The 22,459-nt window shown below is 60.9% G+C and carries 26 protein-coding genes and 1 other RNA gene; 13 read left to right on the top strand and 14 right to left on the bottom strand.

Going from position 1 to position 22,459, the window contains the following annotated elements:
• The first annotated feature begins 72 nt into the window (after nt 1-72).
• Entirely contained in the window at nt 73-1,362 is a 1,290-nt protein-coding gene (gene guaD / locus ACR0JN_RS00975; protein ID WP_480883537.1) for a guanine deaminase, read from the top strand.
• A gap of 61 nt (nt 1,363-1,423) precedes the next feature.
• Here the strand turns inward: guaD and ACR0JN_RS00970 are convergent, their stop codons facing one another.
• From ACR0JN_RS00970 to ACR0JN_RS00960, 3 genes are all read right to left on the bottom strand, one after another.
• Nucleotides 1,424-2,758, bottom strand: a complete 1,335-nt coding sequence (locus tag ACR0JN_RS00970) for an 8-oxoguanine deaminase (protein WP_480883535.1) — start codon at nt 2,756-2,758, stop codon at nt 1,424-1,426.
• Between the two features lie 115 nt (nt 2,759-2,873).
• Nucleotides 2,874-3,665, bottom strand: a complete 792-nt coding sequence (hisN, locus tag ACR0JN_RS00965; protein WP_480883533.1) for a histidinol-phosphatase — start codon at nt 3,663-3,665, stop codon at nt 2,874-2,876.
• A gap of 45 nt (nt 3,666-3,710) precedes the next feature.
• A complete protein-coding gene (locus ACR0JN_RS00960; RefSeq protein WP_480883531.1) occupies nt 3,711-4,082 on the bottom strand; it encodes a helix-turn-helix domain-containing protein in 372 nt (123 codons plus the stop codon).
• Nucleotides 4,083-4,426: 344 nt separating this feature from the next.
• Between ACR0JN_RS00960 and ACR0JN_RS00955 the strand changes: the two genes are divergently transcribed.
• On the top strand, nt 4,427-5,383 hold the full coding sequence (locus ACR0JN_RS00955) for an NADPH:quinone oxidoreductase family protein (RefSeq protein ID WP_480883529.1): 957 nt from the start codon (nt 4,427-4,429) through the stop codon (nt 5,381-5,383).
• A gap of 6 nt (nt 5,384-5,389) precedes the next feature.
• On the opposite strand, the gene ACR0JN_RS00950 is transcribed toward ACR0JN_RS00955, so the two are convergent.
• Nucleotides 5,390-6,268, bottom strand: a complete 879-nt coding sequence (locus ACR0JN_RS00950; protein WP_480816656.1) for a LysR family transcriptional regulator — start codon at nt 6,266-6,268, stop codon at nt 5,390-5,392.
• Between the two features lie 127 nt (nt 6,269-6,395).
• Between ACR0JN_RS00950 and ACR0JN_RS00945 the strand changes: the two genes are divergently transcribed.
• Nucleotides 6,396-6,605 carry a DUF1127 domain-containing protein gene (locus tag ACR0JN_RS00945; RefSeq protein ID WP_480816657.1) on the top strand — a complete coding sequence of 70 codons (210 nt, stop codon included), beginning with the start codon at nt 6,396-6,398 and terminating at the stop codon, nt 6,603-6,605.
• 183 nt (nt 6,606-6,788) lie between these two features.
• On the top strand, nt 6,789-7,526 hold the full coding sequence (locus tag ACR0JN_RS00940) for a Bax inhibitor-1/YccA family protein (RefSeq protein ID WP_480883527.1): 738 nt from the start codon (nt 6,789-6,791) through the stop codon (nt 7,524-7,526).
• Nucleotides 7,527-7,669: 143 nt separating this feature from the next.
• Here the strand turns inward: ACR0JN_RS00940 and ACR0JN_RS00935 are convergent, their stop codons facing one another.
• From ACR0JN_RS00935 to ACR0JN_RS00925, 3 genes are all read right to left on the bottom strand, one after another.
• Nucleotides 7,670-8,176, bottom strand: coding sequence for a hypothetical protein (locus ACR0JN_RS00935; protein WP_480816659.1), 507 nt, complete (start codon nt 8,174-8,176; stop codon nt 7,670-7,672).
• A 219-nt stretch (nt 8,177-8,395) separates the two neighbouring features.
• Nucleotides 8,396-8,563: a 50S ribosomal protein L33 gene (gene rpmG, locus ACR0JN_RS00930; protein WP_005630270.1), complete on the bottom strand. Its 168-nt coding sequence runs from the start codon at nt 8,561-8,563 to the stop codon at nt 8,396-8,398.
• A gap of 127 nt (nt 8,564-8,690) precedes the next feature.
• Entirely contained in the window at nt 8,691-9,395 is a 705-nt protein-coding gene (locus ACR0JN_RS00925; RefSeq protein ID WP_480883525.1) for a DUF533 domain-containing protein, read from the bottom strand.
• 446 nt (nt 9,396-9,841) lie between these two features.
• Here ACR0JN_RS00925 and ACR0JN_RS00920 point away from each other — a divergent pair, with 446 nt between their 5' ends.
• Nucleotides 9,842-10,174: a GYD domain-containing protein gene (locus tag ACR0JN_RS00920; protein ID WP_480883523.1), complete on the top strand. Its 333-nt coding sequence runs from the start codon at nt 9,842-9,844 to the stop codon at nt 10,172-10,174.
• 9 nt (nt 10,175-10,183) lie between these two features.
• On the opposite strand, the gene rnpB is transcribed toward ACR0JN_RS00920, so the two are convergent.
• The 5 genes from rnpB to gatC all read right to left on the bottom strand — a co-directional run bounded on the left by rnpB (nt 10,184) and on the right by gatC (nt 13,881).
• An RNA gene (rnpB, locus tag ACR0JN_RS00915) (RNase P RNA component class A) lies at nt 10,184-10,574 on the bottom strand.
• Between the two features lie 124 nt (nt 10,575-10,698).
• Complete coding sequence (locus ACR0JN_RS00910; RefSeq protein ID WP_480883522.1) at nt 10,699-11,376, bottom strand: N-acetylmuramoyl-L-alanine amidase; 678 nt, start codon at nt 11,374-11,376, stop codon at nt 10,699-10,701.
• Nucleotides 11,360-12,064, bottom strand: a complete 705-nt coding sequence (locus tag ACR0JN_RS00905; protein ID WP_480883520.1) for a hypothetical protein — start codon at nt 12,062-12,064, stop codon at nt 11,360-11,362. Before ACR0JN_RS00905 ends, ACR0JN_RS00910 begins: the two co-directional genes overlap by 17 nt.
• Before the next feature lie 38 nt (nt 12,065-12,102).
• Entirely contained in the window at nt 12,103-13,590 is a 1,488-nt protein-coding gene (gene gatA, locus ACR0JN_RS00900; RefSeq protein WP_480883519.1) for an Asp-tRNA(Asn)/Glu-tRNA(Gln) amidotransferase subunit GatA, read from the bottom strand.
• Nucleotides 13,591-13,593: 3 nt separating this feature from the next.
• Nucleotides 13,594-13,881 (bottom strand): Asp-tRNA(Asn)/Glu-tRNA(Gln) amidotransferase subunit GatC, encoded by a 288-nt coding sequence (gene gatC, locus ACR0JN_RS00895; RefSeq protein ID WP_039536649.1) that lies wholly within the window; start codon nt 13,879-13,881, stop codon nt 13,594-13,596.
• Between the two features lie 239 nt (nt 13,882-14,120).
• Here gatC and ACR0JN_RS00890 point away from each other — a divergent pair, with 239 nt between their 5' ends.
• Both ACR0JN_RS00890 and ACR0JN_RS00885 read left to right on the top strand, forming a co-directional pair.
• Nucleotides 14,121-14,684: a DUF4202 domain-containing protein gene (locus ACR0JN_RS00890; RefSeq protein ID WP_480883517.1), complete on the top strand. Its 564-nt coding sequence runs from the start codon at nt 14,121-14,123 to the stop codon at nt 14,682-14,684.
• Nucleotides 14,685-14,690: 6 nt separating this feature from the next.
• The gene (locus ACR0JN_RS00885) at nt 14,691-15,449 is read left to right on the top strand and encodes a class I SAM-dependent methyltransferase (protein ID WP_480883515.1); all 759 of its coding nucleotides are present in this window, start codon (nt 14,691-14,693) and stop codon (nt 15,447-15,449) included.
• On the opposite strand, the gene ACR0JN_RS00880 is transcribed toward ACR0JN_RS00885, so the two are convergent.
• The gene (locus ACR0JN_RS00880) at nt 15,409-16,107 is read right to left on the bottom strand and encodes a ceramidase domain-containing protein (protein ID WP_480883513.1); all 699 of its coding nucleotides are present in this window, start codon (nt 16,105-16,107) and stop codon (nt 15,409-15,411) included. The genes ACR0JN_RS00885 and ACR0JN_RS00880 overlap by 41 nt on opposite strands.
• A 60-nt stretch (nt 16,108-16,167) precedes the next feature.
• Here ACR0JN_RS00880 and ACR0JN_RS00875 point away from each other — a divergent pair, with 60 nt between their 5' ends.
• Nucleotides 16,168-16,860, top strand: coding sequence for a metal-dependent hydrolase (locus tag ACR0JN_RS00875; RefSeq protein ID WP_480883512.1), 693 nt, complete (start codon nt 16,168-16,170; stop codon nt 16,858-16,860).
• 7 nt (nt 16,861-16,867) lie between these two features.
• Nucleotides 16,868-17,836 carry an adenylate/guanylate cyclase domain-containing protein gene (locus ACR0JN_RS00870; protein ID WP_480883510.1) on the top strand — a complete coding sequence of 323 codons (969 nt, stop codon included), beginning with the start codon at nt 16,868-16,870 and terminating at the stop codon, nt 17,834-17,836.
• Between the two features lie 7 nt (nt 17,837-17,843).
• Here the strand turns inward: ACR0JN_RS00870 and ACR0JN_RS00865 are convergent, their stop codons facing one another.
• A complete protein-coding gene (locus tag ACR0JN_RS00865; protein WP_480883508.1) occupies nt 17,844-18,299 on the bottom strand; it encodes a nucleoside deaminase in 456 nt (151 codons plus the stop codon).
• Between ACR0JN_RS00865 and ACR0JN_RS00860 the strand changes: the two genes are divergently transcribed.
• From ACR0JN_RS00860 to ACR0JN_RS00845, 4 genes are all read left to right on the top strand, one after another.
• Entirely contained in the window at nt 18,298-19,176 is an 879-nt protein-coding gene (locus ACR0JN_RS00860; protein ID WP_480883506.1) for a pseudouridine synthase, read from the top strand. The genes ACR0JN_RS00865 and ACR0JN_RS00860 overlap by 2 nt on opposite strands.
• 174 nt (nt 19,177-19,350) lie before the next feature.
• Nucleotides 19,351-20,265 (top strand): 5-bromo-4-chloroindolyl phosphate hydrolysis family protein, encoded by a 915-nt coding sequence (locus ACR0JN_RS00855; RefSeq protein ID WP_480883504.1) that lies wholly within the window; start codon nt 19,351-19,353, stop codon nt 20,263-20,265.
• Nucleotides 20,266-20,295: 30 nt separating this feature from the next.
• Nucleotides 20,296-21,486 (top strand): toxic anion resistance protein, encoded by a 1,191-nt coding sequence (locus ACR0JN_RS00850; protein WP_480612806.1) that lies wholly within the window; start codon nt 20,296-20,298, stop codon nt 21,484-21,486.
• 12 nt (nt 21,487-21,498) lie between these two features.
• Complete coding sequence (locus ACR0JN_RS00845; protein WP_480883502.1) at nt 21,499-22,455, top strand: DUF2927 domain-containing protein; 957 nt, start codon at nt 21,499-21,501, stop codon at nt 22,453-22,455.
• Nucleotides 22,456-22,459: the final 4 nt, after the last annotated feature.

Raw genomic sequence — 22,459 nt, 5'->3', positions numbered from 1 at the left:
TGCGCCGATTTACCCACATCTTTCGCCCCCCTATGCTGCCAAGCGGTTCCAAACAGTCGGAGAACAGGGCACATGGCGCAAAAGACGCTTTTGAAAGGGCGCGTACTGAGTTTTGACGGATCGCCGTTCGACGGTGAACCGACCGATGCCACCCGGATAGATGAGGCGGTCCTGATCGAGGACGGGCGCATTGCCGAGCTGGGCTCTGCCGACGCGCTGACCCGCGCGCACCCCGACACTGATGTTCGGGATTGTGGCCCCCGGCTGATCATGGCCGGGTTTGTCGACCCGCATGTGCACTACCCCCAGACCGCCATGATTGCCAGTTGGGGCAAACGCCTGATCGACTGGCTGAACAGCTACACCTTCCCCGAAGAGATGAAGTTCGGCGATTTCGACTATGCCACGGAAATCGCCAACCGGTATCTGGACCTGACCACTTCACATGGCACCACGACCATGTGCAGCTTTTGCACGATCCATCCCGAAAGCGTCGATGCGTTCTTCTCGGTCGCACAACAGCGCGGCCAGCGTGTGGTGGCGGGCAAAACCTGCATGGATCGCAACGCGCCCGAGGGCCTGCGCGACACCGCCCAGACCGCCTATGACCAATCCGAGGCCTTGCTGGAGAAATGGCACCGCGTCGACCGGCTGTCCTACGCCATCACACCCCGGTTTTCGCCGACCTCCACGCCGGAACAGCTTGAGGCGATGGGCGCGCTTTGGGCCGAGCATCCCCATTGCCTGATGCAAACGCATCTGAGCGAACAGACCGATGAGATCGAATGGGTCCGGTCCCTGTTCCCTGACGCCCGTGACTATCTGGACACCTATGAGAAATTCGGCCTGTTGGGCCAGAACGGCCTGTATGGACACGTGATCCATCTGGAAGACCGCGAGCGGGATCGTCTGCGCGAAGTGGATGCGGCGCTGATCCACTGCCCCACGTCGAATACGTTCATCGGCTCGGGCCTGTTCGACATGAACGGTCTGATCCATGACGGCCACCGCGTCGGTCTGGCCACTGATACCGGTGGCGGGTCCAGCTTTTCCATGTTGCGCACGATGGCCGCCGCCTATGAGATCGGGCAGCTACGCGGTCGCCCGCTGCATCCGGCGCAGCTGCTGTGGCTGGGCACTGTCGGTTCTGCCCGCACGTTGCGGATGGAGGATTGCATCGGCAATATCGCACCGGGGATGGAGGCCGATCTGGTGGTCCTCGACCTCGCCTCGACCCCCGACATCGCCCAGCGCGAGGTCCATGCCGAGACCCTGTGGGAGGCGGTGTTCCCGACCATCATGATGGGCGATGATCGGTCCATTGCTGAGGTCTGGATCAACGGCCAGCAGGTCGCGCGCTGAATGCGCCTGCGGCGCATGCCTCCGGCGGGGATATTTTTAGCCAGATGAAGGACGGATCCCGCTATTGTGCAAGCGCGCGCGCAAGGCGGTTGTGAGTTTCGATGGCGCGCGGCAGGTCGATTGTTGTGATCTGCCCGTCCCGCACGATCTGGCGCCCTTCGACAAACAGGTGTTTGACCTTCATCGGCCCAGCTAGCAGCAGCGCGGCGGGATCCCAACTGCCAGCGCTTTCGATGCTGCGCGTATCCCAGATCGCGATGTCGGCGCGTTTACCAGGCATCAGCCGCCCACAATCGGGACGGCCCAGAACATCGGCACCACCTCGGGTCGCGATCTCCAGCGCTTCGCGGGCGGACATGGCATCGGCACCGTTCGCGACGCGCTGCAACAACATCGCCTGCCGCGCCTCCAGCATTAGATTGCCATTGTCGTTGCTGGCCGAGCCATCTGCCCCCAGCCCGACCTTCACGCCGCTGTCGCGCATAACCCGCACCGGCGCGATACCGGAGCCCAGACGGCAGTTTGAACAGGGGCAATGGGCCACGCCGGTTCCGGTTTTGGCGAACAGGGCGATCTCGGCCCCATCCAGCTTGACGCAATGGGCGTGCCAGACATCCGCGCCGGTCCAGCCCAGGTCTTCGGCATACTGGCCGGGGCGGCAGCCAAACTGGGCTTGCGAGTAAGCGATATCCTCATCGTTTTCGGCCAGATGCGTGTGCAGCATCACCCTTTTGTCACGTGCCAACAGCGCCGTGTCCCGCATCAGGTCCCGACTGACCGAGAACGGAGAGCAAGGGGCCAGACCCACCCGGCACATTGATCCTTCGACGGGGTCGTGAAAGGCATCCACCACGCGGATCATATCGTTCAGGATGTCCTCTTCCGCCTCAACCAGACTGTCTGGTGGCAGGCCTCCGTCGCTTTCGCCGATGCTCATCGCGCCGCGGGTTGGGTGAAACCGCAACCCGAGTTCTGCGGCGGCGTGGATCGTATCTTCCAGCCGCGCACCGTTGGGGTACAGATACAGGTGATCGGAACTGAGGGTACAGCCGGACAGGGCCAGCTCCGCCAGACCGATCTGCGCCGAGGTGAACATCTCATCCGGTCCGAAGCGCGCCCAAATCGGGTAGAGCGTCTGCAACCAGCCGAACAACAGAGCGTCCTGCCCGCCCGGAACCGCGCGGGTCAGGGTTTGGTAGAGGTGATGATGGGTGTTCACCAGCCCCGGCGTTACCACGCAGCCTGACGCATCGTGAGTTTCCCCCGTCGTCGTCAAACCAGCGCCGATCTGCGCGACCTGCCCATCGCGGATCAGGATATCCGCGCCAGACAGTTCGCGCCGCTGGTCATCCATCGTCAGGATGAAATCGGCGTTTTTAATCAGAATTTCAGACATTTGTGCCCTCCTGCATTTGCCCGTCTCATGCAAGGAGTGCTCAGGTCGGCGGAAAACGGGCCCAAGAACCGACCGGGTGATTTCTACCCGCCCGTCCCCGGTTCGGCAACAGATTTCAGAAGCGGCGCAGGATCTCCAGCGCGGCGGAGTGGATGTCTGGGTTGGCCGCCGCCAGAGCGCGGCCGCCGTTATGGGCAGGGCCGCCCTGCCAATCGGTGACAACACCGCCCGCCGCCTGAATGACCGCGATGGGGGCCTGAATGTCATAGGCGTTCAGCCCGGCCTCGATCACCAGATCAATCTGACCGGCGGCCAGCAGGGCATAAGCGTAACAATCCAAGCCATAGCGCGTCAGTTTCACCTGTTCAGACACGGCCCGGAAGCCTGCACCTTCTTCGGGTGTGCCGACTTCGGGGAAAGTGGTGAACAGGATGGCTTGATCCAGTGTCTCTGTTGGGCGTGTCTTCAGTTCGGTCGTCCCTAGCGGGCCCGTGACCTGAGCGACATCCGACGTGCCCACGAACCGCTCCCCGATATAGGGCTGATCAATCACGCCCATGACCGGTCCGTCCTGATCGGAAAGTGCAATCAAAACACCCCAACTGGCCGTCCCGCTGATAAAGGCACGGGTTCCGTCAATCGGGTCCAGCACCCAAGTGCGCCCGCTGCTGCCTTGGGTGTGACCGAACTCTTCACCAAAGATACCGTCATCCGGGCGGTGGCGAGCCAGCACCGCACGCATGGCCTGTTCCGCGCCGCGATCAGCCTCGGTGACGGGATCGAACCCGTCAGCCAGTTTGTTCGCGGTTTCAAGATTGCTCTGCCGGAAATACGGAAGAATGGCCGCGCGGGCTGCGTCGGCCATTTCTTCGGCTGTTTCCAGATCACTTAAAGGGCTCTGTTGCATACGCCACCCGTGCGGCCTGCACCCCGCAGTGTCAAGGGTTTACTGTCAGGCGACGTCGCTGAGAACCCGCGCCAGTTCAAACAGACGGCGGCGCTGATTTTCCGGGATCGCGTAGTAGGAGCGGACCAGATCCAGCGCCTCTTTATCCCCCATCAGATCGGCAGGCACCGACTTCTTGTCCGAATCGCCCTTCTGCGTTTCTTCCAGCCCTTCGAAGAAGAAACTGACAGGAACGTCCAATGCCTCGGCGATGTCCCAAAGGCGGGATGCGCTGATCCGGTTGGCACCTGTTTCGTATTTCTGGATTTGTTGAAACTTGATACCAACTTGCTGCGCCAGCTGCTGTTGGGTCATGCCAATCAGCCAGCGGCGATGCCGGACGCGCTTGCCCACATGGACATCGACGTGATGGGTCATTGGTATTCTCCTTTACTACCTAAACATCTGTACGGGAATGCGCGATGTCCGTAATCGCAACATTAGCGAGGTGCAGTTAACCACTCGCTAATCCGGACCGTACCGCCCCCCGAAACAGCACTAAGACCCTATAATGCCTCTTTTTGATTTTTTTTCAAGCTGGTTGAATCGCCTCGAATGAACTGAGGTTTAGGGTTGTGTCGCATTGAAACACCAACCCGTTTGCGTGCACGCGCGCCGTGTCTGCACATGGCGCGCACCGCCCGGAACCTGTCACCGCTTACGTGTTGACAATGCCGCTGCGCCACGTCCCCATGCCCCGGAAAACAGGACGGAGCGCCCAGATGCTGGCTTATCGCATTCAGTCCCCGGAAACGGGTCCGGAGCTATGTAACATTGACCTCCCCACGCCGGATCGGGGGCAGGTGCGGGTTGCCATTCGGGCCTGCGGGCTGAACTTTGCGGACCTGTTGATGCAGAAAGGCACTTATCAGGATACCCCTCCCGTGCCCTTTACCCAAGGAATGGAGGTCGCGGGCATCATCGACGCGCTCGGCCCCGACGTGCCCCACCTGACCATAGGCGACCGGGTCGCAATCTATTGCGGACAGGGCGGGCTGGCCGAGTATGGGGTCTTCGACGCCGACCGGGTGATCCCCCTGCCCGATTCGACCGGTTTCGAAGACGCCGCCGCCATACAGATCGCCTATGGCACCAGCCATCTCGCGCTGGATCACCGGGCCCGGTTGCAACCGGGTGAGACCCTGTTGGTGACAGGCGCGGCGGGCGGCGTAGGGCTGACTGCGGTTGAGATCGGCAAGCTGATGGGGGCCACGGTGATTGCGCAGGCGCGTGGCGACGACAAGCTGGCGGTTGCCAAGGCGGCCGGCGCGGATCACCTGATCGACAACTCGGAGGACCTGCGCGCCCGGGTCAAAGCGTTGGGCGGTGCAGATGTGGTCTATGACGCCATCGGTGGCGACGTGTTCAAGGCCGCCTTTCGCGCCACCAACCCCGAGGGGCGTCTTCTGCCCATCGGTTTCGCGGGCGGGGATGTGCCGCAGATACCCGCGAACCACCTTCTGGTCAAAAACCTGACTGTCATCGGCTTCTACATCGGCGGCTATCTGAACTTCCGCCCCCAGATTGTGCAGGACAGTTTTCAGACCCTGTTCCGCTGGCATGCCGAGGGCAAAATCTCCCCCCATATCAGCCATGTGCTGCCCCTGACCGACGTCGAACAGGGCATGCGGCTACTGAAAGAGCGGAAATCGACCGGGAAAATCGTGATTACGCCCTGACGGCTCTCATCCGACGGCCCGAAGCTGCCCACTTCCCAGCATGCGGAAATTCTGCCGCACCAGCGCGGCCAGAGCCTCGACCACCGCGTTGCGACCGGGTTTTCCGCCATACAGGTTGATCACGTGGCCCGGCAATTCAGGCAGAATGCCGCCCGAGTCGATTTGCTCCAGATGCGCCGCCTCGGTCCCGTCGAGGGCGGCATAGACCGCGAGATCCGCGCTGACCGTCGCCTCGATGGTGCGGTCGTTTTCGGTTTCGACCGACAATTCCCACGACAGGCCCGCCCCATCCAGCGCTGCGATCACCTGTGGGCGGAACATGCAGCGCCGCCCCAGGGCAATAGGAATGGGCCGCTTGCGCCATGCCGACCCGCCCGGTGCCCCGATCCAGCGCAGGGGCAGTTCCGCTATGGTCTCGGCCTCGTCGCTGGCGGCAGCTTCGGTGGTCAGGATCAGATCGCATTCGCCGCGCGTGTACATCTCTTTCAGTTGCAGCGTGTACGAGGACACGAGGTGCACCCGCACCCGAGGAAAATCCGCGTTGAAACGCTGCAAAACCCTTGGGATCGCCGGGTACACAATGTCATGCGGAACACCCAGCACCACCTCACCCTCATAGGCCTGATCGGTGAGCTTTGAGATCACCTCATCATTCAAGGCAATCATGCGCCGCGCATAGGCCAGCAACTGCTCGCCCGAGGCGGTCAGCGCAATGGTCCGGCCACTACGGTCCAGCAATTCCAGATCAAGCAATTCCTCAAGCCGTTTCAGCTGCATCGAAACCGCTGACTGCGTCAGGTGCAGAAACCCTGCCGCTCGGGTGACGCCGCCCTGATCCGCCACAGCCACGAAAGAGCGCAAGGTGGTGATGTCCAGGTTTCGCATCTTCACGATCCTTTATGCATGTTATCATAAATATTCGTTTTTAAAATATGTCACAGCCCCTCATATTTATCAAGGAACTTGATGATAGATGGAAGAATCATCTCAAATTGCGGAAAGGACAATTTCAATGACACAAATTGCAATCCAACGCCCCTGCAAGCCGGCGAAAAAGTCCGGTCTGAACGTGATCAAGCGCGCATTCGCGATCATGCGGCAGCGTCGCCACTTGGCCCGGCTGGACGATCGCGCGCTGAAAGACATCGGCGTGACCCGCGCAGAGGTCGAAGCCGAACTTCGGCGACCGGTTTGGGATGCCCCTCAATTCTGGCAGAAATAGCGGAAAATCAGAGCCGTAGCGCATAAATGGCGACCCGTGGACACAGGTCGCCATTTTTGTTGCGTATTTTAGTCGGTTTTGGCCCGGAAACTCTTGAAACACCGCCTGCAGTTGCCGATATTTGCAGGGAAAGCGCCTGGCCTCGCCGAGGCGTACTATAATTATGTGAAGGGAGACCCTTTGATGGCACAATTCGACACGATCCGGACGGCATCCGGCGCGCGCGCCGCCGAGATTGATGAGGGCCTGCGCGCCCATATGAACAAAGTCTACGGCACAATGTCCGTGGGCATGCTGATCACATTTGCCGTGGCATGGGCCGTTGGCTCCAGCCCGCAACTGCTGTCGGTTTTCCGTGACCCGGTCACGCTGAGCCCGAACTTTCTGGGCTGGATCATCATGTTCGCCCCGCTGGCCATGGTGTTTGGCTTCGGTGCCGCCATCAACCGCCTGAGCGCGGCTGGCGCGCAACTGTTCTTCTATGTCTTCGCGGCGGTCATGGGCCTGTCGCTGAGCTGGATTTTCGTGGCCTTCACCGGCATCTCGATCGCTCAGGTCTTTCTGGTAACCTCAATCGCCTTCGCGGGCCTGTCTTTGTACGGTTATGTGACCAAGAAAGACCTGTCGGGCATGGGCACGTTCCTGATGATGGGCGTGATCGGTCTGGTGGTCGCCATGATCATCAACCTGTTCCTGCAGTCGCCTGCGATCATGTTCGCCGTGTCCATTCTGGGCGTTCTGATCTTTGCTGGCCTGACCGCTTATGACACACAGAAGATCAAGACCACCTACCTGCAGATGGCACATGCCGGGGATCAGGAATGGCTGGGCAAAGCCGCCATCATGGGCGCGCTGAGCCTGTACCTGGACTTCATCAACATGTTCATGTTCCTGCTGCAACTGCTGGGCAACCGCGAATAACGCGGAACACTCATACGACTGAGAAAGGGCGGGTCCGACAGGTCCCGCCCTTTTCTTTTGGGTATCGTTACCCGAGCGACCTTCCAAAAGAAAAAGCCCCCGCCAGCATCGGCGAGGGCTTTTTCTTAAAACTTCAGATCGCGTCAGCTACAATTCAGCGGCACCGCAAAACCCGAGCTACGTTCGGAACCGCCCTTGCGGAAGACATCGCCAGCGGGCAGACACCCGGTAAAGCGCTCGGTCTCTTCGCCAAAGATCGCACCAATCGAATTGTCGACGCGGGTGCTGTTGTTCAGCGTGCGCAGCACCCCATACAGCGTACCGTTGACGCTGACCGTGCTCAGGAACAGGGTGGTGTCGCTGCCGGACAGCTGAACCGCGGTCGTGTCCGTGCGCCCGCCATTGTCGATGGCGACGCTTGCCAGCTTCGACGGATCAACCTCGTCGGACGAGACGTTGACGGTGGGCAACAGGGCCAGTTCGGCCGGGATGTTGATCTCGGGCGGGACAAAGGCCACTGCGCCTTGAACATCGGAAATGGTGCTCGGTTCGCCATCAATTCCGGTAAATCCGACGCCTTCCCGGTTGAACGGGTCCTCACAGGCTGCAAGGCTCAGAATGACGACTGTGGATAACAAGATTTTTTTCATGGCGGTCAACATTTTGTGGCGGGTTGCTGAACCGTACTGGCAGCCGGTTGCAAAAAGCAAGCCACCCGCAAACCGATTACGCCCGACGCTGATGCGCCCGTGCAACGGACAGATGTAAGCGTGACCCGGCGAGCAGCCGCAGCGTGACCGGCAATGGCGCAAAGAAAAAGGGTTCTGCCCAAGACAGAACCCTTTTTGATGTTCGATGGAAAAGGCAGATTACTTGATCTTGCCTTCTTTGTACTCGACATGCTTCCGAGCGACCGGGTCGTATTTACGAACGGTCATTTTCTCGGTCATGGTCCGCGCGTTTTTCTTGGTCACGTAGAAGTGGCCCGTGCCCGCGGTCGAGTTCAGACGGATCTTGATTGTCGTCGGCTTCGCCATGGTTATCTCCTGCGTCCGAAAAGGCAGGGGCCTTTCGGTTGAATTCCTATGAGCGTGCGCTTTTACGCGCTGCACCGCCCATGTCAAGGGCAATCGCGCCCATGAAACCAGTGGGCGCTGAGTTGCCTTAGCCGGGCAGGGTCGGAGCCCCCATATAGGTATGGATTTTGTCCCGTTCGGCATCCGACAGGCCCAAAGCGGTCGCCAATTGCTTCAGATATGTGGCCTCACGCGCGTTATCCAGACGAATCGCCGCCAGCGAGGTCGCGTAGATCTGCGTTCTCAGCGGGGCCCCGGCATCGGCGGCCAAACCCATCACATCCATCGGCGCATCCAGTTGCTCCTGAACAAAGGCGCGTTTTTCATCGCTGATATCGTCGCCCAGTTCGCCAAGGATGGTTTCCTTTTCATGCTGGTCCAATTCTCCGTCGGCCTTGGCCGCCTGAATCATCGCGCGCAGCATCAGCTTGGCCTGCTCCTCCATCGCGGCCCCGCCCGGAGTTCCGCCAAAAACCGTCTCCATCATGTCCAACGTCTGCTGGCTACCGGTCTTGGCCGCGCCTTGCATGGCGTTCATCAGCCCGCCCAAACCGGCAGCCCCGGCAGGGTTGGCCATGCCGAACTTGCCCATTATCTCTTGCAGACCAGCGGCACCGCCGGGCATGCCGAACTGCTCGGCCATCTTGCCAAGCTGATCCATGCCAAAGCCGCCACCGCTCCCTTGCATCATATTCTGCAGGCCAGCCATACCGCCCATTTTCTGGTATTTTTCCAACCCTTTTGCAGCGGCAAATCCAACGGCGACCGAGGCCAGCGCTTTCATAAAGCTCATGACAATCCTCCCAATGAATACTGTGTCCGTTGCTTGAAAAGGTAACATCTGAATGAGTTATGAGAAACCCGGCGCTGATCCAGCTCGGGAAGCAAACCACCAGAGGGATTTGCTGCCTAGCGCCGGATCAGCCCAGGCTTGCAAATCGGTAGGTTCAATTGAACAGATTACGGTTTCGTGATATGTCTGCGTGTTATTCTTATTTTGCCAGACGGGCTTGATCTTCGAGGCATCAGCAACAGGCATCACCCTCTGTCGGCAGAGTTGTTGCACACGGCGTTTTATTGGGGGCGTTGTTTGTCCCACCTGAGAGGAATGAAACATGCTGATCCGCGACATTCTTCAGGTCGCGGACAATTGAGATGCGGCGCGCTGTGGCGCCCGTAAAGGCCAAGGGACCGGCCGAATTACAGGTCCTCAGTCAAATTGCGTAACAGGAGGTATCTATGCCCATTTTCATCACTTATGCGTCCTATTCTCAGGAAGGTGTCCGGGGCATGCTGAAAAAGCCCAAGGACCGGACCGGGCCCGTCAGGGCATTGCTGAAGAAGGTCGGCGGCAAGCTCCTGGCGTTTTACATGACCACCGGAGACAACGACGTTGTTGTCATTAGCGAGGTGCCGGACGGGACCGATGCAGTGGCTATTGGCATGGCCGTTGCAGCCTCGGGCGCTGTATCGAATGTGCAGACGGTACGTGCGTGGAAGGCGAAAGATTTTGCCGCCGTCACCAAGAAGGCCGCGAAACTGACCGGCGCATATGCACCGCCCGGTCGCTAAAGGGCCGATACGCGCGGAGGGCCTGTAAGCCGGATCCTGTTCCGGGGTTGCCCCCTTCGATGACCATTCCTCTGGGCCGCGCATTGCTGCGCGGCTCTAGCTGCCAACCCGGTCCCTCTGGGCCAAGACAGGCTTAGCGGCGGTATCGGTTTGCACCGACCGGCCCGCGCGGGGACCCTATTTGGCATTGCTCCCGGTGGGGCTTGCCGTGCCGCCCCTGTTGCCAGAGGCGCGGTGGGCTCTTACTCCACCGTTTCACCCTTACCGCAAACGTGCGGCGGTCTGATTTCTGTGGCGCTTTCCGTCGGGTTGCCCCGCCCGGGCGTTACCCGGCACCGTTGTCTTGTGGAGTCCGGACTTTCCTCTCGGGTTTACCCCAAGCGGCCATCCGGCCCTCCGCGCAGGCGTTGGGTAGGCTTTGGGCCCGGCGTCGTCAAGGGTGGCTGGCGAGGAGAAGGGGCCAGCCCCTTCTTGGCCTGCGGTCAATTCATCCCCGGGATATTTTTGGCCAGATGAAGAGCGGATCAGGTTTTGGGGTTGAGCGGGGCGAGATCGGCTGGGGTTAGCGGGCCTTTGGCCCATGGGCGGTATCTGAGGCGGACCGATGCAAGAAGAGTATCGTCGTCAGTTTCGGCGGTGAAACCTGCGTCGTAGGCAAGTTTGCGGAATTGGTCTGTCGAAGGGGCGTGTGAGCCTTCGCCAAATCCGCGGCGGGCGGCGAGATTCTGATGTTCCAGCCGTTGCCAGTCGAACCGGGGGCCGGGGTCGAATTTGCGGCCCGGAGCCATATCTGAATGGCCGATCACACCCTCAGGCGCGATGGACCAGCGTTTCATGATCGAGGGCAGCAGGTGTTCCAGCCGCGCCATTTGCGGGTGTGAGAACGGGTGATCGCCGCGGTTATCCAATTCGATCCCGATAGAGCGGGAGTTGATATCGGTCTGGCTGTGCCATTCCCCTGCCCCGGCGTGCCAGGCGCGGTCTTCTTCGCGCACCATTTGCCAGAGAGTGCCGTCTGCGCCGATCAGGTAATGGGCCGAAACCTCGGCCTGTGGATCGCATAGACGGTCCAGCGCGGCCTGAGCGCTTTTCATCGCGGTGTAGTGGAGGACGACAAGCGACGGGGTCAGCCCATCCCGGCGCGGGCCGAAATTGGGTGACGGGTGCCAGATCGGTGGCAGCGGCTCAGTTGCTGACGGCACTGCGGAACGGACTTGGGTCCCAGCCACAGGCGTAGCCATCGCCGTCCGGGTCAAGGCCTTTACGGTCGCGCTGCGGGCCGCCGCTGGACAGGAACTCGATCTGGGCCTGATCCGGCGAGGGGAAGCGGGCGCAGTTCCGCTGGGCCTTGGCCTGCAGGTTGAAACCGGCGCGGCTGTAGAGTTGGGTGCCCACCGGGTTTGACGTGTTCAGCGCGTATTGCACGATGTTGGGCTGACCGTCGGACCCGCGCTCGGGCACTGCGGTGGGCGCGACAACTTCGTAGGTCTGGCGATTCTGCTCGATCCGGGCGGCATCGGATTCGATGCTGCGGCGTTCGGAGACGGCTGCGAAGTCCTGCTCGTCCGAGATCGCGGTGTTGGTGGGGGTCGCGACCGGCTCGGTGACCTGTGTGGACGTGCTGGCCAGAGCGGCGGCGGTCTGGTTTGCCAGATCCGCATTCTCACCTGTTGCCGTCGGCAAGGTCGAGACGGAGCCCGGGGCGCCCAGCGGTTCCTGCGACACATCAACGGGCGACAGCAACGGATTGCCTCCAACCCCCTGCCCGGCCAACTGCGCCTCGCGCTGGGCCTGATATTCCGGCGTGTTGAAGCCGGGATTGCTGACCGGCGCGACCGTATTGCAGGCAGCAACCAGCGCGACGGCTGGGACCAGAAGCTTAAACCGCATTCATTGGCTCCGTTTCGGTTCTGTGCATTGCCCGAGGCTTACCACCATTTGCCGGGCTTGGCCACAAACCCCGCCGCGCCTTCCAACGCATAAGCGGTGTTGAGCAGATCGCCTTCATCCCAGGGCCGTCCGATCAGTTGCAGACCCAGCGGCAGGCCCTGCTTGTCCAGACCCGCAGGCACCGAAATGCCCGGAAGACCGGCAAGGTTGACCGTCACGGTGAAAACGTCGTTCAGGTACATCTGCACCGGATCGGCCTCGGTCATTTCACCCAATCCGAACGAAGCCGAGGGCGTGGCCGGAGTCAGGATGGCGTCAATGCCTGCGGCGAAGACGTCTTCGAAGTCTTTCTTGATCAGGGTCCGGACCTTGCGGGCGCGGTTGTAGTAGGCGTCGTAGAAACCTGCCGACAGTACATAGGTGCCGATCATGACACGGCGCTGAACCTCGTGACCGAAGCCTTCGGCGCGGGTCTTTTCGTACATCTCGGTGATGCCGTCGCCCTGCGCCAGATGCGCGCGGCGGCCATAGCGGACGCCGTCATAGCGGGCGAGGTTCGAGGACGCCTCGGCGGGCGCAATCACATAGTATGCGGGCAGCGCGTATTTGGTGTGCGGCAGCGAGATATCGACGATCTCAGCGCCTGCGTCTTTCAGCATCGCGGCACCGTCGGACCACAGTTTTTCGATCTCGGCGGGCATACCGTCCATGCGGTATTCTTTGGGGATACCGATCTTCTTGCCCTTGATGTCACCGGTCAGCATCGCCTCGAAATTCGGGACGGCCAGATCGGCGCTGGTGGAGTCCTTGGCGTCGTGGCCGCACATGGTTTCCAGCATGATCGCCGCGTCCCGCACGTTCTTGGTCATCGGACCGGCCTGATCCAGCGAGGACGCAAACGCGATGATGCCCCAGCGCGAGCAGCGGCCATAAGTGGGCTTGATCCCGGTGATGCCGACAAAAGCGGCGGGCTGACGGATCGAGCCGCCGGTATCGGTGCCCGTCGCGGCCAGACACAGATCAGCGGCCACAGCCGAAGCAGACCCACCCGACGAGCCCCCGGGTGTCAGTTGCGCATCGTCATTGCCGCGCCGCCACGGGCTGACAGCATTGCCATAGGTCGAGGTTTCGTTGGACGAGCCCATGGCGAATTCGTCCATGTTCAGCTTGCCCAGCATCACCGCACCGGCATCGGCCAGTTGCTGCGAGACGGTGGATTCGTATTCCGGCTTGAACCCGTCCAGAATTTTGGACGCCGCCTGCGACGGCACACCCTTGGTACAGAACAGATCCTTGATGCCGATGGGCAGACCACACATCGACGGGGCGTCGCCCGCCTTGATCCGTTCATCCGCAGCCTTGGCGCGTTCCAGCGCAAGCTCGGGCGTCTTGTGGACGAAGGCGTTCAGCGCATCGGCGCCATCGATTGCCTTGAGGCAGGATTCGGTCAGTTCGACCGAGGTCACATCGCCCTTGCGGAGCGCATCGCGAGCCTCGGCCAGGCCCAGTTTGTTCAGATCGCTCATGTCTTACTCCACCACTTTGGGGACTGCGAAGAACCCTTCGCGGGCGTCGGGGGCGTTGGCCAGAACCTTGTCCTGCTGGTTGCCGTCAGTCACCACATCCTCACGCCGTTTCAGGCGCATGGGCTCGACCGAGACCATCGGCTCGACGCCGTCCACATCCACTTCGTTCAGTTGCTCGATGAACCCGAGGATGGTGTTGAATTCGGACGCCAGCGCGGGCAGCGCGTCATCCTCGACCTTGATCCGGGCCAGTTTGGCCACCTTGGCGGCGGTGCTTTGGTCAATCGACATCGGAAAACCTCATATACGCTTAGACAGGGCGTTTACCCGTCTGCCGCAGCACCCGCAAGGCCACTATGCCATGGGTCAAGCCACCGCGCTGAATTCGGATTGGTTGCGCTGCCGTTTTGTGCGGTCGAGCGCCCGCAATTTCAACAATTGGGTGCTGCGCTTGCCGCAGCCACCCGTTACGATGACCTTGTATGTCAACCGGACCGCACCGCAGGTCCGGCAAGCCAACGGAGCCAAAAATGAGCGCGCAAAAGCAAGCAGTTCTGGACGCGATTGATGCGGCCAACCAAAAAGACCCCTCGGTTGAAGACGGCCAGCCTGCTAATCTGCTCTATGGTCAGCGCATGAGCGCCGAGTTGGAGCGCCTGTTCCCCGAGGCATCGGACCCGCTGCAGATCGCCGCGCGCGGGCAGCATGTGGAACGCTGGAAACTGGCGCGCAACGAATACCCCGAAGGACGCGCCGGTTATCTGGCATGGCGGCGGGCGCAGGGCGTGCATCATGCCGAGGTGGTCATGGGAATGATGGGGGACACCGGGTATTCCGACGATGAGGTTCAGGCGGCGGGCCGGATGCTGCGGAAGGAGGGGATCAAGCGGGACCCCGATGTGCAGGCGCTGGAGGATGTCATCTGCTTTGTGTTCCTGAAATGGTATTTTGCCCCGTTTGCGGAAAAGCACTCAGCCGAGAAGATCCAGAGCATTGTTGAGAAGACCGCCCGCAAGATGTCGGCGGACGGGCGGGCGCGGGTGCTGGCAGAGTTCGATTTGCCGCAGGACCTCGCCGCTGCGTTTGAAAGCTGACGCGGGGTGGAGGACGAAATCCAACTGCTGCTGGACCTGCATCGGGATGGTGATCGGCAGGGACCGGGCGGCGCGCAACAGACGCGGATGGCGATTGCCTTGTCCGGCCTCGGCATTGGGCGCAATCTGCAGATCGCCGATATTGGCAGTGGAACGGGTGCCGCCGCTTTGGTTTTGACGCAGGACCTGGACGCAACGGTTACCGCAGTGGATTTTCTACAGCCGTTTCTGGACAAACTGACCACCCGCGCCGAGGGTGCCGGTCTGTCAGATCGCATCCATACGGTGGAAGCCTCGATGGACGCCCTGCACTTTTCCGATGGGTCTCTGGACGCCATCTGGTCGGAAGGGGCGATCTACAATATCGGGTTCGAGACCGGCATCCAAAGCTGGCGGCGGTTCCTGAAACCCGGCGGTATTCTGGCGGTGTCGGAACTGACATGGCTGACCGCAGAGCGCCCGCAGGAACTAACCCAGCATTGGAAACAACAGTATGCCGGGGTGGCGACGGCATCGGCCAAGATCGCGCAACTGGAGGCCTGCGGGTATGCTTTGCTGGGCTACTTCGCCCTTCCGAAAGACTGCTGGCTGCGGAACTACTACGACCCCATGCAGCAGCGCTTCGAGGGATTTTTGCAACGACACAATCACTCGGAACAGGCAAAGGCAATCGTTGTGACTGAAGAGGCCGAATTCAACTTGTACAAGTCTTACGCCGACTACTTCAGCTATGGCTTCTACGTTGCGCGTAAGTTGCCGGATTAGCGCCGCCAAAACGGGATTTCACTATCGCGACCCTGTAAACCTCGATCATCCAGCCCAGCATGATCGCGTTCAGGATATGCCACATGAAATGCGTCCCCAGCGGGATTTGATCGCAGGACGGAAGGTCAAGAGCGCGGAATGTAATGGAAGCGATCAGTATCCCCGCCCCGATCGTCATCCCCCGCGCAAAATCGGGCTGTGATTTGCGCAGAAACGCCGCATAAATCAGGATCAGCAAAGGCACAGGCGCATAGGCCGCCGACCCCCCGAGCCCCGGCACCAGCCGGAACAGCGGCAGCGTCGCGGCGGCGTAGGGAAAGAACAGCGAGGTCACAAGAAAGGCCCGCGCAGTGGACATCCGCAAAATGTCCCGGTTCACCGCAAAAATGTAGATCAGGATGTACAGCAGAATAGGCGTGGTATCGGCCAGCGCCGCCCAAACCTGCGCATGGGTGTGGAACAGAAAGCTGCCGATCCCGATGCAAGCCAAAACAACCACCAGCGCCATCGCCAGCGGCATAGCCTGCCCCCGCACCCGTCGCCACATCACAAAGGCCGAGATCAAAAACGCCGCGTTTGTCACCGCGTTCACCGGCTCGGCCCAATAGGTGGGCGACAAACGCTCACAATACCCGTCGATTTGCTGCATCCAGTCCATGGAAATTTACATAGCGGATGCTAGGCTGGTGCCAACAGTCAGTTCGGGAGGAATTTTTTGATGAACATCATTTGGTTGGGCCACGGCAGTTTCCGCATCGAAACCGAAGGTCAGGTGCTGCTGATCGACCCATGGCTGACGGGCAACCCGGTTCTGTCAGACGCGCAGCATGACGCCGCTTTGCAGGGCGCGACCCATATCCTGCTGACCCACACGCATTTCGATCACGTGGCCGATGTGCTGTCGCTGGCCAAAACCCTGAGCGTTCCGATTGTCGGCCAGTACGACCTGATGGGGTTCTGGAGCGAAACCGAAAACGTCGAGACCGTGGGCTTCAACAAGGGCGGCACGGTCGATCTGAACGGCATCAAGGTGACGATGGTGCCCGCGTCGCACAGCTCGACGTTTTCCACCCCCGATGGTTTACGCACCGGCGGCAGCGAGGTCGGGTTCATGATCGCGGCTGAGGGTCACATGCTTTACGTCTCGGGCGACACCGACATCATGGCGGATATGGAGTGGATGGGGGATTACTACAAACCCGATATCGGTATCCTCTCCGCTGGCGGTCATTTCACGATGGACATGAAAGCGACGGCCTACGCGGCGAAACGGTATTTCAACTTCAAAACCGTCATTCCGTGCCACTACAAAACTTTCCCCATTCTGGAGCAGTCGGCGCAGGCATTGATTGACGGGTTGCCGGGTGTGGACGTGATTGAACCGGAAATCATGCGGCCGATCACGCTGTAACGCGGTTATGACCGGCAAAATCACCCCTTCCCCAGAACTGGTCGCTGTTGTTCGTCGGTGGAATCAGGCGGTTCATGCCAGGGACCGTGCGGTTTTGGTGAACATGCTCTCGACATCCGAGCACTTGCGTTATCAAGGGTCGGACGACAATGAATCCTGGTCCGGGCAAGTGATCCGTCAGGGCTTTGCCGATCACACAAAAGAGATACCCGAGTTCGACTGGCAAGAACATGCAACGGAAGCCTTTGAATGCGGCGACGTGGGCTGGGCCCACTGCGAGGCCACGCTGTCGTTTGCCTCCAACGGCATCTCGTCTCGGCACAGGTTTACCTTTGTTCTGCATCTCGAAAACGGCATTTGGAAACTGGTTCAACTGCATGTCTCGAACCCGACCTCGAACTTTGAAAAGATGGGGGTAGACCACGATGCCCTGAACGCTCTGATCGAGGCCGCGCGACAGGGATTCACGCAAGATCAGACCGAAGGGGTAGCCTCGGTCATGTTCACCGACATTGCGGAGTCGTCCGCGATGACGCGGCAATTGGGGGATCAGAAATGGACCGAGGTCATCTCGGGCCATTTCGAACGGGCCGAGACAATGATCGACCGGCATCAGGGTAGGTTGGTCAAATCGCTGGGCGATGGCACCATGTCGATTTTCCGGTCGGTTCAGGACGCGGTTCATGCGGCTATTGAGGTCCAAAGGGACAACAAGGCGGCAACGGAAACGCCCTTGGGCCTGCGGATCGGCATTCATACCGGCGATGTCATCCAGCGCGATGAGGATTTCTTCGGCTCGGTCGTCAACAAGGCGGCGCGGGTGACCAGTGCAAGCGGGCCGAACGAGATCCACGTGACAGATGTTACCCGATTGCTGCTGGGAACCGTCCCCGGCCTGAATTTCAGCACGCCAAAATCAGTGCAGTTGAAAGGGTTCGGCGGGCAGCAGACGATCTACCGTCTGGACTGGGATTAGCGACGGATCACTTCACCGTCCGCTTTTCGGCGAAAAACTCAAGCAGCAAAGCCTGACAGTCTTGGGCGGCAATCCCGTCATAGACCTCGGGCTTGTGGTGGGTCTGCGGGTGCGTGAACACGCGCGCGCCATGGGCCACGCCACCTGATTTCGGGTCAGCAGCACCATAATACACCCGACGGATGCGCGCGGCGGCCAAGGCAGCGGCGCACATCGCACAAGGCTCCAGCGTGACGTATAGGTCATGATCCGGCAGCCGTTCCGACCCGGCCTCGGCGCAGGCCGCGCGCAGAGCCAGAATCTCAGCATGCGCCGTGGGGTCGTTCAACTCGCGCGTGCGGTTGCCTGCCGCCGCGACCACCCGGTCGCCCAGCACGATGACGGCACCCACCGGCACCTCGCCACGATCCGCGGCCGCGCGCGCCTGTTCCAGCGCCTTGTCCATATGCGATCTGAACACCATGCCCCTGACTGCATCAGAAACCCGGCTTTCGCAAGGCGACGGGATGCGCTATGGGCTGCGGATGAACAAAACCCCTCCTCCCGGCGACCGGATCGCCAAAGTGCTGGCGCGCGCCGGTGTCGCCTCGCGCCGTGAAGCGGAACGCATGATCGAAGCAGGCCGCGTTGCGGTGAACGGCAAGGTCATCGACAGCCCCGCGCTGAATGTCACCGCCAAGGACAAGATCGCGGTCGATGGCAAACCGGTGTCCGAACCTGAACCGTCGCGCCTGTGGCTTTATCACAAACCGTCGGGGCTAGTGACCACGACCCGCGACGAAAAAGGCCGCGCGACGATTTTCGACAACCTGCCCGAAGACATGCCCCGCGTCATGAGCGTCGGGCGGTTGGACCTGAATTCCGAAGGTCTGCTGCTGTTGACCAATGATGGCGGGATCAAGCGCAAGCTGGAACTGCCCTCGACCGGTTGGCTGCGCAAATACCGCGTAAGGGTGAACGGGCGGCCCAAGGACGAAGATTTTGCCCCCTTGCGCAAAGGGCTGGTGATCGAAGGCGAGCGGTTTTTGCCGATGGAGGTCTCGCTGGATCGCCAGCAAGGGGCCAATGCCTGGCTGACAATCGGTCTGCGCGAAGGCAAGAACCGTGAGATTCGCCGCGCCATGGAGGATATCGGTTTCAACGTAAACCGCCTGCTGCGCGTGTCTTACGGTCCATTCCAACTGGGCAACCTGAAACCCGGCGAGGTGGAAGAGATTCGCCGCCGCGTCATGCGCGACCAGCTAGGGCTGGATGCCGAGGCCAAACCCGACAACCCGGGTAAACGCCCTGTCCGACCGCAGCGAAAACGGGCATCGGTGGGCAAGAAACCCCGCAAGTGATGCGGGTTAGGCAACCTTCCCCCTAGCGCCAAGCCCTCGCATCCCCTAAATTTTCCGTGAGTGCTGCTATTGGGGGGCGTCATGTCCGGGACCGGAGTGCAAAAACTGGCCTACGTGGCCCTGCTGGTGCTGTTGCTGGGCGTCTGCACTGGCCTTCTGGGGGGCTTGTAAGGCATGGCCAAGCGGTATGGTGGCAAATACAGCCCGCAAGGGGATGCCTCGCCCGGCGATCCGCCACAACGCGGGCAGTTCGATGGCGCACGCGTCGAACCTGCTGGTGCGCGGGTCAACATCCTGTTTCTGCCTGCAGTCCCTCTGGTGTTCCTGTCGCTGAATGACGGTGCGATTGGCATGACCATCGGCCTGATCGCGGCGGGCCTGCTGACGGCTGCGGCATTTCTGCTGCGCGAAGGGTTGCGGGCCGAGGCCGCCTATAACGCACGACGCACAGCACGACGCCCCGCTTTTCCGCGAAAGATTTTTGCAAGCGTGTTGACCGGTCTGGGCGCGGCGCTGGCCTCTTACCGGACCGAATACCTGAACGCCGAAACCGTCGCACAGGTAAGCCTGCTGGCCCCGGTCCTGTTTGGCGCGGCAGCAACGGTTTTGCATTCGGTGTCCTTTGGCCTCGATCCGATGAAAGACAAGGGCATGGAGGGCGTCGATACCTTTCAGCAAGACCGCGTCGCCCGCGTGGTCGAAGATGCCGAAAAGCACCTGTCCGAGATGACGGACGCCATCAAACGCGCAGGCGACCGCCGGGTCGAGGCGCGGGTCGAGCGGTTTCAGGACACAGCCCGCGACCTGTTCCGCACGGTCGAAGAAGACCCCCGCGATCTGGCCGGGGCGCGCAAATACCTGACTGTTTATCTGCAGGGTGCACGCGACGCGACAGTCAAGTTCGCCGATGTTTATGCCCGCACGCGGGATGCGCAAGCGCTGGCGGACTACACGGCGCTGCTTGACGATCTGGAACAGAATTTCGCCGCGCGTACGCGCAAGATGCTTTTGGATGACCGCAGCGATCTGACGGTTGAAATTGACGTGTTGCGCGAAAGGCTGCAACGCGAAGGCGTCCGGTTGGACTGACCGGCCAATATTTGAGCGAGGATTATCCCCATGTCCGATGAGATCAAGAACAAAGCCGTTGAAGCCGAAACACTCGTGCAGGAAGTCACGGCTGTTGCCCTGCCCGAACCGCAGGCCGAGGTTATCTCGCTTGAGGAAGCCGACGAGCCGGTCAGCGCCGAAATCCGCAAGCGGATGGACGAGATCGACATGGGCAACACCAACTCGATCGTTGCGTTCGGGTCATCGGCACAGGCCGAGTTGCAAGAGATCAGCCAGGCCATGCTGGCGGATGTGCGCAACAAGGATGTGGGCCCCGCTGGGGACAGCCTGCGCAATATTGTGACCACGATCCGGGGCTTTTCAGTCAGCGAACTGGACGTGCGGCGCAAGCAAAGCTGGTGGGAACGGCTGATGGGCAAAGCCGCGCCTTTCGCCAAGTTCACCGCCCAGTACGAACAGGTGCAGGGGCAGATCGACCGGATCACCGACGATCTTCTGGGCCATGAACATACCCTGCTGAAAGATATCAAATCGCTGGATTTGCTCTATGAAAAGACGCTGGGCTTCTATGATGAGCTGGCGCTGTACATCGCGGCGGGTGAGGAAAAGCTGACCGAGTTGGACAGCCACGACATCCCCGAAAAAGAAGCCGAGGTTCAGGCCGCGCCCGAAGAAGAACAGGTGATGAAGGCGCAGGAACTGCGCGACATGCGCGCGGCACGCGACGATCTGGAACGCCGGGTGCATGACCTGAAACTGACGCGGCAGGTGACGATGCAGTCGCTGCCGTCGATCCGTTTGGTACAGGAAAACGACAAGTCGCTGGTGACCAAGATCAACTCGACACTGGTGAACACGGTGCCGTTGTGGGAGACGCAACTGGCGCAGGCCGTCACCATCCAGCGCAGCGCCGAGGCCGCCGCCGCGGTGCGTGAGGCAAACGATCTGACCAACGAGCTTTTGACCTCGAACGCCGCCAATCTTCGCGAGTCGAACAAGATGATCCGCGAAGAGATGGAGCGCGGCGTGTTCGACATCGAAGCCGTGAAACAGGCCAATGCGGACCTGATCGGCACGATCAACGAAAGCCTCGCCATCGCCGATGAGGGCAAGGCCAAACGCGCCGCCGCCGAGGTCGAATTGCAGAAGATGGAGACCGAACTGCGCGACACGCTGGCCGCTGCCAAGGCGCGCAAGGATGGGATCGGTGACAATTCCGGTACGGCAGTGCCGGGCTAAGGCGGGCAAAGCGTGCGGCCATTTCGGTACCTTAAACTGACCCTTGGGTGTCTTGCGTTTTTGGCACTGGCCAATTGCGACGAAACGCTCACGGCGTCGCTGGTGCCGGAACCGCGCCCCGTGGCTCCTCCCCCGGCCCCCAATGCCTATGTTCCGCCCTCTGCTGCCAGTCAGGATCTGGCGCGCTTTTATAAGCGCGTCGAACGAGACCTTGTGACCCGAGGTCTGCTGCGCACCGATGGTGGAGGGCCGGACACGCCCTATGATGCCGACGATTTGGCCCGCAATTTCGAGGTCATCGCCTTTTACAGCGAATACCCCGATCATGCCGTGTCGGTCGGATCGCGCCAGACTGACGGGCAGCTCAGCCGTTGGTCCGGGCCGGTGCGTATCCAGACCGAGTTCGGGCCCTCGGTCCTCCCCGCCACACGGGATCAGGACGCAGCGCAGGTGCAATCCTATGCCGACCGTCTGGCCCGACTGACCGGTCACCCGGTTTCGGTCGTTAGCCGCAAGGCAAATTTCCACGTGTTTTTCGCAGGTAAGGATGACAGCGCTTATGTGGTGTCGCGGCTGAAACAGCTGATTCCGAATATCAGTCAGGCCTCGCTGGAGCTGGTGGCCAACCCGCGCGCCAATTTCGACTGTTTTGTCTTTGCCTCGGCCACCAGCGCCTCGCCCTATCGCTACGTGCGCGCTGTGACGTTGATCCGCGCGGAACTGCCCGATCTGGTGCGCCAAAGCTGCATTCACGAGGAAATCGCCCAAGGCCTGGGCCTGCCCAATGACAGCCCAGCGGCCAGACCGTCGATCTTCAATGATGATGACGAGTTTGCACTGCTGACCAGTCATGACGAGAAACTTCTGACAATGCTCTACGATCAACGGCTAGAACCCGGCGTAACCGTCGATCAGGCCCGGCCCGTTGTTCGGATCATTGCACGCGAATTGATGGGGCAGCCGCTCTGACCCC

Source organism: Ruegeria sp. G12, assembly GCF_056533565.1.
Note: the sequence above shows the minus strand (reverse complement) of the source record. Positions and strands in the feature narration are given on the sequence as shown.

Excerpts from the sequence above, each read along its gene's own strand:
- ACR0JN_RS00870 (WP_480883510.1), top strand. The coding sequence starts at position 16,868 with ATGACCGGCAAAATCACCCCTTCCCCAGAACTGGTCGCTGTTGTTCGT.
- ACR0JN_RS00940 (WP_480883527.1), top strand. The coding sequence starts at position 6,789 with ATGGCACAATTCGACACGATCCGGACGGCATCCGGCGCGCGCGCCGCC.
- ACR0JN_RS00925 (WP_480883525.1), bottom strand. The coding sequence starts at position 9,395 with ATGAGCTTTATGAAAGCGCTGGCCTCGGTCGCCGTTGGATTTGCCGCT.
- ACR0JN_RS00950 (WP_480816656.1), bottom strand. The coding sequence starts at position 6,268 with ATGCGAAACCTGGACATCACCACCTTGCGCTCTTTCGTGGCTGTGGCG.
- guaD (WP_480883537.1), top strand. The coding sequence starts at position 73 with ATGGCGCAAAAGACGCTTTTGAAAGGGCGCGTACTGAGTTTTGACGGA.
- rpmG (WP_005630270.1), bottom strand. The coding sequence starts at position 8,563 with ATGGCGAAGCCGACGACAATCAAGATCCGTCTGAACTCGACCGCGGGC.
- hisN (WP_480883533.1), bottom strand. The coding sequence starts at position 3,665 with ATGCAACAGAGCCCTTTAAGTGATCTGGAAACAGCCGAAGAAATGGCC.
- ACR0JN_RS00875 (WP_480883512.1), top strand. The coding sequence starts at position 16,168 with ATGAACATCATTTGGTTGGGCCACGGCAGTTTCCGCATCGAAACCGAA.
- ACR0JN_RS00865 (WP_480883508.1), bottom strand. The coding sequence starts at position 18,299 with ATGGTGTTCAGATCGCATATGGACAAGGCGCTGGAACAGGCGCGCGCG.
- gatC (WP_039536649.1), bottom strand. The coding sequence starts at position 13,881 with ATGTCGATTGACCAAAGCACCGCCGCCAAGGTGGCCAAACTGGCCCGG.
- ACR0JN_RS00880 (WP_480883513.1), bottom strand. The coding sequence starts at position 16,107 with ATGGACTGGATGCAGCAAATCGACGGGTATTGTGAGCGTTTGTCGCCC.
- ACR0JN_RS00955 (WP_480883529.1), top strand. The coding sequence starts at position 4,427 with ATGCTGGCTTATCGCATTCAGTCCCCGGAAACGGGTCCGGAGCTATGT.
- ACR0JN_RS00855 (WP_480883504.1), top strand. The coding sequence starts at position 19,351 with ATGGCCAAGCGGTATGGTGGCAAATACAGCCCGCAAGGGGATGCCTCG.
- ACR0JN_RS00905 (WP_480883520.1), bottom strand. The coding sequence starts at position 12,064 with ATGCGGTTTAAGCTTCTGGTCCCAGCCGTCGCGCTGGTTGCTGCCTGC.
- ACR0JN_RS00920 (WP_480883523.1), top strand. The coding sequence starts at position 9,842 with ATGCCCATTTTCATCACTTATGCGTCCTATTCTCAGGAAGGTGTCCGG.
- ACR0JN_RS00960 (WP_480883531.1), bottom strand. The coding sequence starts at position 4,082 with ATGACCCATCACGTCGATGTCCATGTGGGCAAGCGCGTCCGGCATCGC.
- ACR0JN_RS00945 (WP_480816657.1), top strand. The coding sequence starts at position 6,396 with ATGACACAAATTGCAATCCAACGCCCCTGCAAGCCGGCGAAAAAGTCC.
- ACR0JN_RS00850 (WP_480612806.1), top strand. The coding sequence starts at position 20,296 with ATGTCCGATGAGATCAAGAACAAAGCCGTTGAAGCCGAAACACTCGTG.
- ACR0JN_RS00860 (WP_480883506.1), top strand. The coding sequence starts at position 18,298 with ATGCCCCTGACTGCATCAGAAACCCGGCTTTCGCAAGGCGACGGGATG.
- ACR0JN_RS00970 (WP_480883535.1), bottom strand. The coding sequence starts at position 2,758 with ATGTCTGAAATTCTGATTAAAAACGCCGATTTCATCCTGACGATGGAT.
- ACR0JN_RS00890 (WP_480883517.1), top strand. The coding sequence starts at position 14,121 with ATGAGCGCGCAAAAGCAAGCAGTTCTGGACGCGATTGATGCGGCCAAC.
- gatA (WP_480883519.1), bottom strand. The coding sequence starts at position 13,590 with ATGAGCGATCTGAACAAACTGGGCCTGGCCGAGGCTCGCGATGCGCTC.
- ACR0JN_RS00935 (WP_480816659.1), bottom strand. The coding sequence starts at position 8,176 with ATGAAAAAAATCTTGTTATCCACAGTCGTCATTCTGAGCCTTGCAGCC.